We start from the raw sequence: 13,521 nt of genomic DNA on the forward strand, positions 1-13,521 counted from the left end.
CTCACTCTTCCTTGGGTGTGGAAGTGGATTATGCACGTTGTTGTGCGGTGCAGTTCACACTATCGGTCGAGCGGCGGGATTTGCGTGGGGAAACCGCGCGGATCGGCGCACACGCGACATTTCGTGGATATGTTCAAGCAAACAAGAAAATCGCGAACTTTTCGTACAAGTCCGCGATTTCTCTGAAGTATGGACGCGCTAGCTGACGCGCTTCTTGCGGCGTGCCGCGAGTTCGTCTTCGGGTTCGGCCCGCTCGGTTTCGATGTCGACGAGGTTCGTCTCGACCTCGCGCAGCACCTGACCGACGAAGATGCCGAAGACGCCCTGGCCACGCTGGACGAGGTCGATGACCTGGTCGTTCGAGGTGCACAGGTACACACTCGCGCCGTCGGACATCAGCGTCGTCTGGGCGAGGTCGGTGATGCCGGCATCGTGCAACTGCTCGACGGCGATGCGAATCTGCTGGAGCGAGATGCCCGTCTCGAGCAGTCGCTTCACGAGCTTGAGCACGAGGATGTCGCGGAAGGAGTAGAGGCGCTGTGAGCCCGATCCTGCAGCGTTCTGAATGGTCGGCTGCACGAGCTCCGTGCGGGCCCAGTAGTCGAGTTGACGGTAGGTGATGCCGGCCACCTTCGCGGCGACGGCGCCACGGTACCCGAGGTTCGGGTCAAGGTCGGGCAGACCATCAGTGAACAGCAGCTCTCCGTGCAGCGGCTGTCCGTCTGCACCCTCGCGTGCGCTCATGGCGTTACCCTTTCCAACCGAACCGTGCCGGTCTGCTTTGTGCGGATGTTCCGCCCAGTTGCGTTGCAGTCAGTCTTGTCCTTCGGACCGGATTCGTAGGTGCGGCTCGCCGGTGCAGCGTCGCATGACGCATCCGATTTCGAAGGTCGGCTCACCTCAGTGTAGGCGAGCCAGCGTCGTTCATCGAGGTCGAATTACAACGATGAGATCGTGTCAAAGAATTCCACGTCGCCAGAGGTGGCACGCCGAAACCCTCAACTTCAAGTTGAGGGTGAGACCAAACCGTAACCTCCGGCCTGCCTCACCCGTCCGGACTTAGCCGCGGCGGTCGCGCAGGCCCTGGCGCAGCAGCGCCGAGCGGACCCGTTCGAGCGCGGTCGCGAGCTCATCCGCCTTCTCCTGCGCGCGGGCCGAGGCCTCCGCATCCTTGCCCCGCTTCAGCGGCGTGATCGCGCGCTCGACGAGGCCGAGGTCGTGCTGAGCGGCCGAACGGTAGGGCCGCAGGTGACGCGGCTGAATGCCCGAGCCGTCGAGCTCGACGAGCGTCGTGAGCAGCACGAGTTCCTCCTCGCCGTAACGCATCGCCCTCGCGATGAGACCGGCGGTGTGCGCCGCCTCGAGCAGGTCTCGGCTCGCGCCCGAGCGCTGCAGCAGCTCATCGCGGCGCAGCTCGAGCCCAGTTTCGAGAATGCCGAGGCCCGCTGGTGCGGTCGCCTCACCCTTGGCGCGCGCCGGCGCCGCGGCGCCCGGCACCTTGGGGTTCTCGCCACGGTCGACCGCGTCGAGGTACTCGCCGATCACCTTCAGGGGCAGGTAGTGGTCGCGCTGCAGAGCAAGCACGACGCGAATGCGCTGCACGTCCTGGTCGGAGTACTTACGGTACCCCTTCTCGGTGCGGGCAGGGTGCACGAGCCCCTGCTCTTCGAGAAAGCGAATCTTCGACGGAGTGAGCTCCGGGTGCTCAGCGCCGAGGCGCTGCAATACCTGCCCGATCGACAGCTTCGGGGTCGCGCCACTCGACGCGGCCGCCGCAGTTGACGCCACCATCGGTTACTGCGCCGTCTGCGTGCCCGGCACGTCGAGCGGCGATGCGTAGAAGGTGAGCCGGTACTTGCCGATCTGCACCTCGCCACCGTTCGTTAGCTGAGCCTGGTTGATGCTTTCGCCGTTGTAATACGTGCCGTTGAGCGAGCCGAGGTCGCGCACTTGGAAGGTACGACCCGTGCGCGTGAACTCCGCGTGGCGGCGCGACACCGTGACGTCGTCGAGGAAGATCTCGGCGTTCGGGTGGCGGCCGGCGATCTGCAGGTCGGTGTCGAGCAGGAAGCGGGCGCCAACGTTGCTGCCGCGGCGAACGATCAGCAGCGCCGAGCCCGAAGGCAGGGCTCCGATCGAGTCCATTTCTTCTTTGCTCACACCACCGGCGATGAGTGCGGCGAGCTGAGCGCTGAAGTCACCGGTGAATGACATGGTCGACGACGGCTCCGGCTGCTGGTCGTCGTCACCGCGGGGGTGCTCCAGGTCGCGCCCGTCGTTCTGCGACATGTATTCCTCCTGCTCGATGAGAGCAATCAGCCTAGCGCACGCCAAAATCTGAAGGATGGGCGTGGGCCCAGTAAACTCGCGCTCATTATGGACGAGCGGTATGACATTGACCCGATCGCGCAATTGCGAGAATCACGCAAGCCTAAGGGCCCTCGCAAGGTTACCGCGCGCAAGGGCATGTGGCTTGAGGATCCCGTAACAGAGTTCTACGGGCAGCTCGCCGCCGCCGATCGCGAGACCGTAACGCTACGCGACGCCGACGGCGCCGTGAAGAAGTTTCCGCGGCACGAGATGTTCTTTGACGATGACGGCGCGGTGCTGCTGACCTTCGCCGCCGTGGCGCCGAAGACGCCCACCCGCAGCGCATCCGGCTCGGTCTACGTCGAGGGCGCCCGCGCCCGTGTCGCCCGCGCCGGCCGCATCTTCGTCGAGGGCCGGCACGACGCCGAGCTGGTCGAGAAGGTGTGGGGCCACGACCTGCGCATCGAGGGTGTTGCGGTCGAGTACCTCGAGGGCGCCGACCACCTCGAGGAGGTCTTGCGCGAGTTCGCGCCGGGAGGCCCACGACGTGCGGGCATCCTGCTCGACCACCTCGTCGAACGCTCGAAGGAGTCGCGCATCGCCGACGACATCACCGCGAAGTTCGGCCGCGACTCGGTGCTCGTCATCGGTCACCCCTATATCGACGTGTGGCAGGCGGTACGACCCGAGCGGCTCGGGATGCGCGAGTGGCCGAATATCCCGCGCGGCCAGTCGTGGAAGCACGGCATCTGCGCGCACCTGGGGTGGCCCCACGAGGAACAGGCCGACATCGCGCGGGCCTGGCAGCGCATCCTCGGGCGAGTGCGCAACTGGAATGACCTCGAGCCTTCGGTGATCGGCAGGGTCGAGGAACTCATCGATTTCGTGACGGCCCCGGGAGCCTGATCGCACCGCCGGGCGCGATCACTACAAAGCGTAGAGTTAGGCCATGTCGATTCGCGTGTGGCAGGCTCTGCGCCTCATCCTTCCGGCCGTCTGGCTTGGCCTCATCATCGCTATTGACCTCATCGAGGCGCCGCTGAAATTCCAGGCACCCGGCATCACGATTCCGCTTGGCCTTGGCATCGGCCGGCTCGTGTTTCTCGCGATGAACATCACCGAGATCGTCATCGCCCTCGTGCTCGCCATCGCGCTGTGGCGCAGCCGTGCCGATCGACGGTCCTGGACGCTCGCGGGTGCCGCCTTCGCTCTGCTTGTGCTCAAGTTCGGGGTGATTCGTCCGCTGCTCGCGGTGCACACGGACGCCGTGCTCGCCGGCGGCGAGGGTGGCTCGTTCGCTCACTTCTTCTATATCGCGACGGATGCGGTGCTCTTCATCGTGCTCGTGTGGCTGGTTGCCTCGCAGGCGCGGCGGTTCATCGGGGTGCGCGAGGTCAATGTCGCAGGCTCGCGCTAGCCTGCGTGCATGCGCATCCTGCACACGTCTGACTGGCACATCGGTCGTACTTTCCATGGCGAATCCACCCTCGCTCACCTCGAGGAGGTGCTGCGTGCACTGACCGAGTTCGTGCCCGAACACGACGTCGATGTCGTCGTTGTCGCGGGCGACATCTTCGACTCGTCAGCGCCGGCCGCGGCCGCCTTCGACTTCTTGGCCGCCGCGCTCCAGCGCCTACGCGCCGCTGGCGCGACCGTCGTTGTGTCGAGCGGCAACCACGACTCGGCGGCACGTCTGCGATTTCCCTCGGCCTGGGCGAAGCTCGCCGACATTCACATTTCGGCCGACCCGGCGCAGCCGGCCGCGCCCATCGAACTCCGCGACGAGCACGGTTCGGTGCGGTGCTACCCCATCCCTTATCTCGAACCGGCGCTCGTGCGTCACCTGCCAGGTGCCGACGGGGTGCGCTCGCAAGAAGACGCCCTGCGCTGGGCGACCGAGGCGGTGCGCGCCGACCTCACGGCGCACGGCTCCGACGGCGAGCGCACCCTCGTGCTCGCGCACTGCTTCGTCTCCGGGGTACCCGAGACCACCCCGGGCGACGACATTGAACGCGACCTCACGGCCGGCGGCATCGACGTCGTGCCGAGCTCGCTGTTCGAGGGCTTCGACTACGTCGCGCTCGGGCACATCCACTCGCGCGTCGAAGTGACCGAGCGCATCCGTTATTCGGGAGCGCCGCTGCACTACTCGTTCAGCGAGGCGGGGGCGCCGCGCGGCGCCTGGCTCGTCGACCTCGACGCCGACGGCTTCGCCGGCGCGACGTGGCTAGAGCTACCGGTGCCCCGCGCGCTGACGCGACTGCGCGGCGAGCTCGACGAGCTTTTGACCAACGCCGCTCACGCCGACGCCGCTGGCGACTGGGTGCAGGCGCAACTCACCGACGCGGCCCGGCCGATCGACGCGATGCGCCGCCTGCGCGCGCGCTTCCCCCACGCCGTGCATCTCGAATACGACCCACCGGCCCCGGCCGAGGGTGCCCCCTCGCACCTCGAGCAGCTTTCGCAACACACGAGCGACGAGCAGCGACTGCGCTCGTTCTTCGAGTTCGTGCGCGGAGAATCGGCCACCGAGGCCGAACTCGACGAACTCGACGACCTACTCGCCGCCGCGCGTGCGAAGGGGGCCCAGCGATGAGGATGCTCCACCTCGCGTTTCGCGGGTTCGGCCCGTATCGCGACTCGCAGACAATCGACTTCACGAGCCTGGCCGCTGACGGGCTCTTCCTGATCACCGGCAAGACCGGTGCCGGCAAGTCGACCGTGCTCGACGCGATCGCGTTCGCGCTCTACGGCAGCGTGCCGCGCTACGACGGCTCGGTCGGCCGGGTGCGCAGCACCTTTGCGTCGCTCGACAACCCAACCGAGGTGACGCTCGAGTTTGAGCACGGCGGCGAGCGCTACCGCATCACCAGGTCACCCGAGTACGAGCGCCGCAAAAAGCGCGTCGCTGAGGGCACCACGGTACAGGGCGCCGCACAGCAGTTCGATCGCTGGGACGCGGCGGCCGACGACTGGCAGGGCGTCGCGACGAAGGCGAGCGATGTCGCCGACGAGCTTGGCCAGGTCTTTCCGCTCACGAGTGGCGAGTTCTTTCAGGTGGTCCTCCTCGCACAGAGCGACTTCCAGCGCTTCCTCCACGCCGACTCGAAGGATCGCCAAGACTTGCTGAGCAAGCTCTTCCGCACGCACCGGTACCGCGACCTCCGCGAGTTCGCGCAGGAGCGCGCCCGCGAAGCCGCGCAGGAATGGCAGGGGCTGCAGCGTGACCTGCAGGGCGTCGCCCGCGAGCTTGGCCTCGGCGACGACGAGTCCGCCGTCACCGACGAAGCTCTCACCTCGCTCGCGGCCGAGGTTGCCGACTCGGTGACCGCCGCGGCGACGGCACTCGGGGCGGCGCAGGGTGTGCACGACGACGCGGCGAAGCGGCGGCGCGACCTTGAGCGACAACAGGAACGCCAGCAGCGCCGAGATTCGGCTGCAGCGCGGCTCGCGCGCCTCGAGGCCGAGCGCGAAGACATCGCGCGGGAGGTCGACGAGCCGTTGCGACGCGACCGGCTCGCCTCGCCGCTCGTGCCCGTGCTCGATGCCCACGCGCGGGCCGAACGCACCCGCGCATCCGGCGAGCGGACACTCGAGGCGGCCGCCGCGGCGTTCGACGCCCGACTTGCACGGGCCGATGCGGCCGAGCTGAACAACCTCGTCGACGGCACCGAGCTCGCCGCGCGTACGGCCGCACACACGCTGCTGCGCGAACGCCTCGGCACGCTCCGCGAAGGTGAGTCGGTCGACCAGCGGGTCGAGCGGGCTGAGCGCGCAGCGCGGTCCGCCGACGCCGAGCGTGCAATCACGCGAGAACAGTTTGAGCAGCTTCGGCAGGCCCGCGCCGAGCGGCCCACGCAACTTCGGGCACTCGACGGCGCCGTCGCCGAGCTCACCGCGAAGGCTGGACAGCTCGACGAAGCGAACGAGCTCGTGACGATGCTCGCCGGGCAATTGCGCGCGGCGAAGGCGGCCGCGGGCCTGGCCAAGCGTCGCGACGCCGCTCTGGCACAGCGCGAGCAGGCCGCCGACGCACTGTCGAGCGCATCCGCCGCCGACCGCGAGCTGATTACCCGCCGCCTCGACGGCAGCGCCGCCGAGCTCGCCGGCCGCCTCGTCGACGGCGAACCGTGTGCGGTCTGCGGCTCGACGACGCATCCCTCCCCCGCCGAGTCGGTTGGCGAACCGGTCACCGATGCCGACCTCGAGGCATCCTCGGCCGCCGTCGAGTCGGCGAAGCATGCCGATGCCGAAGCGCGCGGCGCATACGACGACGTGGCGGCCGAGCACGCCAAGCACGCCGCGGCCGCTGGTGGCCTCGACGTCGACGAAGCCACCACGCGACACCGCGACGCGACCGCCCGCGCGAAGCAGCTTGAATCGGCGGCGGCCGAGCTTGCGCATACCCGTGCGAACGCCGACACGCTCCGGGCGCAGGACGCCCGAGACGAGCAGCGCGAACGTGAGCTTGCCGAGCTGGCCGAGACGCAGCTCGCCTCGGCCACCGCCGCGAGCACCGAGTTCGCATCGCTCGCCGAGCAGCAGCGCGAGCTGCGCGGCACGTTCGAGACGGTGAGCGCCCGACGCGCCATGGTCGAGTCCGTGGCCGATGCGCTAGGCGCTGTCATCGAGGCGCAGCGCTCCGCCGAAGGCGCCCGCGAGACCGCGCGCGATGCGGCCGAGCGTGCCGCCGAGCGGCTTGCGGCGAGCGAGTTCGCCGACGAGCATGCCGCCCGGGCCGCGGCGCTCAGCGACGCGCGTCGCGCCGAGCTAACCGAGCGCAAGCGCGCCCACGACTCGGGCATCGATGGTGCCCGAGCGACGCTCGCCGAACCCGAGTTGCAGGGGTTGCCCGAAGAGCAGGTCGATGTCACCCCGGCGAAGGACGCGGCGCAGCGCGCCGCCGACGCGCTCGGTGAAGCCCAGCGCGCGCACGGCGAGGCGACAGCACGGCGGCAGACGATCGACGCGGCCATCACCCGAGGCCGCGCGCACCTGCGCGGCGCCGACCGCACGCTCGCGCGGGCGCGCATGCGGCAGCAACTCGCGGGTGAACTGCGCGGCGACAATAACCGCAAGCTCAACCTCGAGGCCTATGTGCTTGCGGCTCACCTCGAAGAGATCATCATCGCGGCGAACGTGCGCCTCGGCGAAATCACGTCGAACCGCTACTCGCTCGTGCGCGACGACTCGCTCGCCCGCCGCGGCGCGCAGTCGGGGCTCGGGCTCGAGGTCGCCGACATCTATACGGGCATCAACCGCAGCCCGCAGTCACTCTCGGGCGGCGAGACCTTCCTCGTCTCGCTCGCACTCGCGCTCGGTCTTGCCGATGTCGTCTCGGCGCAGGCGGGCGGCATCGCGCTCGACACGCTCTTCATCGATGAGGGCTTCGGATCGCTCGATGCCGACACGCTCGAGGTCGCGATGCGCACGCTCGACCATCTGCGCGCATCCGGTCGAACCGTCGGCGTCATCAGCCACGTGACCTCGATGCACGAGCGCATCCCCACCCACGTCGAAGTGCGCCAGCTCGAGGACGGCTCCAGCACCCTCGAGCTCCGCGACGCCGACTCCCCCGCCTAGGCGACCGCATCCGCACACCCTGATGCAGTTTTCTACGAACGACGCGGTTGCAACTGCAGCGAACGTAGAAAACCGCACCCACCAATGGTGGGTCGTCCGGCGCGGCACACTACGTCCGTTCGGCACCCTCGGCGAGGCGTTCGAGCTTCTCGCGATACGCGTCCCAGTCGACATCGTCGGGGATGTTCGTGTTGCTGGCGCGCAGACCGACGGCGCCGTCGATGTCCTCGCGCAAGATGTCCGCGTGACCCACGTGGCGGGTGAGGTCGACGAGCACGTGCAGCGCGATCTCTTCGAACGTCACCGAGCGGCGCTCGGGCGGCCACCACGGCACCTCGCCCGGCGCATCCGGCTCAAGTTCGTCGAAGGCGGCATCGACGAACTCGGCGACGCGATGTGAAAGATCGAGGATGCTCGCGGCCGACTCGTCCGCGCGGGCATACCAGTCGGCCTGCGGGTCGACGTCCCAGTCGGCCTCGGTGATGAGTTCCTCGGGAGTCGGCCAGTCGCGGCCGAGCACCGCGCCGAAGTACCCGCCCTCGATCAACGCGACGTGCTTCACCAGGCCGAGCAGGTTCGTGCCCGTCGCGGTGCGCGGCCGGCGAAGCTCCGCCTCATCGAGGCCGGCGCACTTCCACCACAGTGCTTCGTGCCCGCGCGCGAGCGCCCCGCGCACGTAGTCGTGACCCGACTCGATCATCGAATCCGCCTAGCGGATGCGCAGCCGCTCGAGGAAGTCGCGCACCTCGCGCAGTTCGTCCATCGAGATCTCGTGGCCGAGCTCGGGGAAGCGGTGAATCTCAGCCTTCGTGTGGCGCTTGAGCCAGTCCTCGGTGAGGTGGAACGCGGCGCGCGAGATGGACGAGTCGTCCTGCTCGCCCCAGCCGAAGAACACCTGGCGTTCGAGCTCGGTGAGCTTCGCGTCGGACTCGACCGAGCTGTTCTGGGTTGGCAGCACGAAGCCCGACAGCAGCACGGCCGCTGGCACCCGCTCGGGCCGGGCGCGCAGCAGTTCGGCGGCCATGACGGCGCCCTGCGAGAACCCGATCGGCACGATCTTGCTCGTCGGCACCTTCTGGTCGAGGGTATTGAGCAGCAGCTGCAGCGATTTCGCGATGGCCTCATCATCGAGACCGTCGAGCGCCTCGGCAACGCCGCCGCGCTTGGTCTTCGGGTCGAAAGGGAACCACGACGCACCTGTCATTTCCGGCACGGGCAGGGGCGCTCGAATCGACAGGATGTCCCAGTGCGGCGGCACATCGAGCGGCGAGATGAGACCGAACAGATCGCGTTCGTCCGCACCGAAGCCGTGAAGGAGGAGCAGCGTTGGTCCACCGCGGAGGCCCGTGGGAGAAAGGGTGTGCAAAGTGGTCATATCGCGATTCAAGCACCGCCCGCTTGCGCCTTGTCTGAAGAAAAGGCCCGCGCCAGAATTTGGCGCGGGCCTTCATCACTTCGTCGCACTACTCGGCCGCGTTGCCGCCCTGTGCCGGGGCCGCGGGGGCCTGCCCGCGCATCCCATCGGCAAGCGCCGCACCGGTGCGCGTGCCCTGCACGCTCGCCTGGATGAGCTCACCCAGGTCGATGCCGGTCGCATTCTTGATTGCGTCGAACGGGGCGCGCATCGTCGCCGCCGACTCGGCGACCTGGTGACCGGCGCCGCCCTCGGTCGTGATCACGGTGTAGCCGTCGATCGCCTGCTGCGCCTTCGCGAACTCGGCGACCATCGGCACGAGTTGATCGATGAGTCGCTGCGTCACGAGCGCCTGCTCGTGTTTCTCAACGGCCTCACCGAGCGCGAGCTGCGCGGCGGCCTCGGCCTGACCGGCGGCGCGGATCGCCTCCGCCTCCGCCTCGGCCTCGACGCGACGCGCATGCGCATCCGCATCCGCCTTCGCGCGGCGCGCGGTCGCCTCGGCCTCGGCCGCGGTCGTGCGGGCAGTCGCCTCACCGCGAGCGGCGGTGGTGCGGGCCGTCGCGTCGGCCTCCGACACGAGCTTGCGCGTCTCGGCCTCCTTGTTCTGCTGGTAGGCCTGCGCGTCGGCGCGACGCTCCTGGTCGTAGAGGTTCGCGTCGGCGACCTTCTTCACATCGGCGTCAAGCTGCGACTGCTTGTTCTGAGCCTCCTGGTCGAGCACCGCCTGCTGCAGCTCGGCACGGCGCAGCGCCTCGGCCTGCTCGGCCTCGGCGATCGCTCGGCCGACTTTCGCCTTCGACGCGGCCTCCGACTCCTGGAACGTGGTGCGCTCATAGAGCGTCTCGGTGTCGGTCTCGATCTGGCGCTTTGCGACGGCACGGTCGGCGTCGATCTTCGCAGTCTCGGCCTCGCGGTGCACGCGGCGGAGCTCCTGCGCACCGAGCGCCTCGATGTAGCCGCCCTGGTCGGTGATGCCGAGAATCTGGAACGAGTCGAGCACAAGGCCCTGACGCTCGAGGTCGCCCTCGATGCCCTCGGCAATCTGCTCGGCGAGGGCCTTGCGGTCCTTCATCAGCGTCTCGACGGTGAGCGTCGCGACCACACCACGCAGCGCACCCTCGAGCACCTCGGTGGTAAACGCCTCGATGGCGCGGTCCTGCGAGAGGAAGCGCTCGGCGGCGCGACGAATCGCCTCGGGCGCCGAGCCGACCTTGACGAGCGCGATGCCCTCAACGTCGACGGTCACGCCGTTCGCGGCCTGCGCGGTCGGCTTGATCTCGATCGAACGCGAGCGCAGCGACAGCTTCGAGGAGCGCTGGGTGAACGGGTTGACGAACAGACCACCACCCGAGATCACCTCGATCTTCGAGGTCTCCTGGCCGCGCTTCGCCTTACCGGTGATGACGAGGGCCTCGTCGGCGGCGGCGGTGCGGTACCAGGTGCGGGAAATGATGATGAACACGACGAGCGCGATGACCGCGATCACGATCACGACGATCAGAATGACCAGGCCGAGGGCTCCGGTAAATAGGTCCACGGGTGTCCTTTCGAGAGGCGGCAGCGCACGCGGCTGCCGGGGAGGGGCATCGTCCGTACTAATCTCCCACGCCCGACCGCCCCGCCGCGCCGGGCGGTGGATGTATCGCCGTCACCCCGCAGATTGACCTCGATCGATGCGGCACACTGGAAGGGATGTTCGACCTCACGCGGATCGCCGAGGGCCTCCCCGCCGCCACCCTGCTCCCCCAACTGCGGGATGCGCTCGCCAAGCCGGGCGCGCGGGCCGTCGTTGCCGCGCCGCCGGGATCGGGCAAGACGACGGTCGTGCCGCCCGCGGTCGCCGAGTTCGCGGACGGCCGCGTCATCGTCACACAGCCGCGCCGCATCGCGACCCGCGCGGCCGCGAGCCGACTCGCGCAACTCAGCGGCACGAGACTCGGGGATGCGGTCGGTTATTCGGTGCGCGGCGAGCGGCGCACGTCGGCCGCGACCCGCGTTGAGTTCGTCACCGCGGGCCTGCTCGTGCGGCGCCTGCTCGCCGACCCCGAACTCGCGGGCGTCGATGCCGTCGTGCTCGATGAGGTGCACGAGCGCTCGCTCGACAGCGATCTCGCGATCGGGATGCTCGGCGAGCTCGGGCAGCTGCGCGACGACCTCACCCTCGTCGCGATGTCGGCGACGCTCGACGTGGCGGCGTGGACCGAGCTGCTCGGCCCGGGAACGCGCGCGTGCGAGGTCGACGTGGCCCCGCATCCGCTCGAGGTGCGCTGGGCGCCTCCGCCGCGCGACGTTCGCCCGCTCGACGAGCGCGGCGTCACGCGCGACTTCCTCAGTCACGTCACCCGTGTGAGCGCCGACGCCTTCGCGGACGTACCCGCGGGTAGCGCCCTCGTCTTTTTGCCGGGCGCGCGCGAGGTCGATCGGGTCGTCGAGGGGTTGCGCGCCCGCGGCATCCCCACTGAGAGCCTCACTGGGTCGCTCTCGCTCGAGGAGCAGCAACGCGTGCTCCGCCCGAACGGCGAGCGCCGCGCGATCGTCGCGACGGCCATCGCCGAGACCTCGCTGACGGTGCCGGATGTTCGGCTCGTGATCGACGCCGGGCTCTCGCGGGAGCCACGCATCGACCTCGCGCGAGACATGGCCCAGCTCGTGACGGTGTCGGTCTCGCAGGCGGCCGCAACCCAGCGCGCGGGCCGCGCCGCGCGCGTCGGCCCCGGCCGCGTGGTGCGCTGCTATGCCGAGCTTGACTGGCCCCGGCTCGCGCCCGCACCGACGACCGAGATCGCCTCGGCCGAGCTCACTCCGTTCGCCCTCACACTCGCGGCCTGGGGCGACCCCGACGCGAGCGAGCTGCCGCTCCCACAGCGGCCGCCAGTCGCATCGCTGCAACGCGCCCAGGCGACGCTGCGCAACCTCGGCGCCCTCGACGAGGCCGGGCTGACGGCGCGCGGGCGCGAGCTCGCGAGCATTCCGGCGCATCCGCGCATCGCCCGGGCGCTGCTCGATGCCGCGCCCCGACTCGGCGCGACACGGGCCGCCGAGTATGCGGCGGCCATCGAGTCAGATCGCCGCGCGCCCGGCGGCGACCTCGCGGCGCTCGTGCGCCAGCTGCGGGATGGGCGGGATGCGTCGTCGAAGCGCTGGCGAGACGATGCCCGCCGCCTGCGCGAACTCGTGCCACCTGGCCGTGCCACCACGTCGGTCGGCGACGACGCCGGTCTCGCCGAGGTGATCGCGCTCGCGTATCCCGAGCGACTCGCCCGCGCGCGCGGCGGCGGCTACCAGCTCGCCTCGGGCACCGGCGCCACGCTGCCCCGCGGCAGTGGGCTGACCGGGCACGACTGGCTCGCGGTGGCCGAGGTCGCCCGGGCAACGACGACCGATGCCTCTGGCGCCGTGATCCGTGCCGCCGTGCCGATCGGCCCCGAGTCGGCCCGTGAGTTTGCCGGGCCGCTCGTGCGCACGACGACGGTGACACAGTGGCGGGATGGTCGGGTCAGGGCCACCCGTGAGACTCGGCTCGGCGAGATCCTGCTCGCGTCGTCGCCGCACACGCCGAACCCACAGGAGGCGCGGGATGCGGTCGCACGCGAGCTCGAGCGCGTGGGCCTCGGGCTGCTGCGCTGGTCGACGGCCGCCGACGAGTTACGGCGTCGACTCGCCCTGCTCCATCGCACGCTTGGAGCGCCATGGCCCGACGTGAACGACGGCGCGCTGCTCGCACGGCTCGACGACTGGCTCGCGCCGGAACTCGACCGGCTCGCACGCGGTTCGACCGCCGCGTCCATCGACCTGCTCGACCCGCTGCGACGACTGCTGCCGTGGCCCGACGCCGCCCGGCTCGCCGAGCTCGCGCCCGAACGGCTCGAGGTGCCGACCGGCTCGATGGTGCGCGTGCAGTACGCCGAGCACGATACCGACGGCCCGCCCGTGCTCGCGGTGAAGCTGCAGGAGTGCTTCGGCTGGGTCGACACCCCGCGCCTGGTCGACGGCCGCGTGCCCGTGCTGCTGCACCTGCTCTCGCCGGCGCAACGGCCGCTCGCGATTACCGACGATCTCGCGTCATTCTGGTCGGGCCCGTACACCCAGGTGCGCGCCGAGATGCGCGGCCGCTACCCGAAGCATCCGTGGCCCGAAGACCCCCTCAACGCGCCACCGCGCCGCGGCACCACCCGTTCGGGGCGATGACACGGCGCGGTGCGTGGTGGGGA

At 69.7% G+C, this 13,521-nt stretch carries 11 protein-coding genes; 5 read left to right on the forward strand and 6 right to left on the reverse strand.

Translation table 11 applies throughout. From position 1 onward, the window contains the following. Positions 1-198: 198 nt before the first annotated feature. The 3 genes from QM019_RS01675 to QM019_RS01685 all read right to left on the reverse strand — a co-directional run bounded on the left by QM019_RS01675 (position 199) and on the right by QM019_RS01685 (position 2,289). Positions 199-744, reverse strand: a complete 546-nt coding sequence (locus tag QM019_RS01675) for a MerR family transcriptional regulator (protein WP_125105735.1) — start codon at positions 742-744, stop codon at positions 199-201. A gap of 315 nt (positions 745-1,059) precedes the next feature. Further along, positions 1,060-1,791: a transcriptional regulator FtsR gene (gene ftsR, locus QM019_RS01680; protein ID WP_125105734.1), complete on the reverse strand. Its 732-nt coding sequence runs from the start codon at positions 1,789-1,791 to the stop codon at positions 1,060-1,062. Between the two features lie 3 nt (positions 1,792-1,794). After that, positions 1,795-2,289 carry an FHA domain-containing protein gene (locus tag QM019_RS01685; RefSeq protein WP_282825594.1) on the reverse strand — a complete coding sequence of 165 codons (495 nt, stop codon included), beginning with the start codon at positions 2,287-2,289 and terminating at the stop codon, positions 1,795-1,797. Positions 2,290-2,376: 87 nt separating this feature from the next. Between QM019_RS01685 and QM019_RS01690 the strand changes: the two genes are divergently transcribed. Genes QM019_RS01690 through QM019_RS01705 form a run of 4 tightly spaced genes read left to right on the forward strand, consistent with a single transcriptional unit; the run spans position 2,377 to position 7,893 of the window. Further along, entirely contained in the window at positions 2,377-3,216 is an 840-nt protein-coding gene (locus QM019_RS01690; protein WP_282825596.1) for a DUF3097 family protein, read from the forward strand. A 43-nt stretch (positions 3,217-3,259) separates the two neighbouring features. Next, complete coding sequence (locus QM019_RS01695; protein WP_282825598.1) at positions 3,260-3,727, forward strand: hypothetical protein; 468 nt, start codon at positions 3,260-3,262, stop codon at positions 3,725-3,727. A 9-nt stretch (positions 3,728-3,736) separates the two neighbouring features. Next, positions 3,737-4,906: an exonuclease SbcCD subunit D gene (locus tag QM019_RS01700; protein WP_282851610.1), complete on the forward strand. Its 1,170-nt coding sequence runs from the start codon at positions 3,737-3,739 to the stop codon at positions 4,904-4,906. Next, the gene (locus tag QM019_RS01705) at positions 4,903-7,893 is read left to right on the forward strand and encodes an AAA family ATPase (RefSeq protein ID WP_282851611.1); all 2,991 of its coding nucleotides are present in this window, start codon (positions 4,903-4,905) and stop codon (positions 7,891-7,893) included. Before QM019_RS01700 ends, QM019_RS01705 begins: the two co-directional genes overlap by 4 nt. A gap of 109 nt (positions 7,894-8,002) precedes the next feature. Here the strand turns inward: QM019_RS01705 and QM019_RS01710 are convergent, their stop codons facing one another. From QM019_RS01710 to QM019_RS01720, 3 genes are all read right to left on the reverse strand, one after another. Beyond that, positions 8,003-8,593, reverse strand: coding sequence for a DinB family protein (locus QM019_RS01710; RefSeq protein WP_282851613.1), 591 nt, complete (start codon positions 8,591-8,593; stop codon positions 8,003-8,005). Positions 8,594-8,602: 9 nt separating this feature from the next. Then, the gene (locus QM019_RS01715) at positions 8,603-9,268 is read right to left on the reverse strand and encodes an alpha/beta hydrolase (protein WP_282851614.1); all 666 of its coding nucleotides are present in this window, start codon (positions 9,266-9,268) and stop codon (positions 8,603-8,605) included. 88 nt (positions 9,269-9,356) lie between these two features. Next, on the reverse strand, positions 9,357-10,847 hold the full coding sequence (locus QM019_RS01720) for an SPFH domain-containing protein (protein WP_282851615.1): 1,491 nt from the start codon (positions 10,845-10,847) through the stop codon (positions 9,357-9,359). 155 nt (positions 10,848-11,002) lie between these two features. On the opposite strand from QM019_RS01720, the gene hrpB reads away from it, so the two are divergent. Further along, a complete protein-coding gene (hrpB, locus tag QM019_RS01725) occupies positions 11,003-13,498 on the forward strand; it encodes an ATP-dependent helicase HrpB (protein ID WP_282851616.1) in 2,496 nt (831 codons plus the stop codon). Positions 13,499-13,521: the final 23 nt, after the last annotated feature.

Source organism: Gulosibacter sediminis (assembly GCF_030011715.1).
GTDB lineage: Bacteria > Actinomycetota > Actinomycetes > Actinomycetales > Microbacteriaceae > Gulosibacter > Gulosibacter sediminis.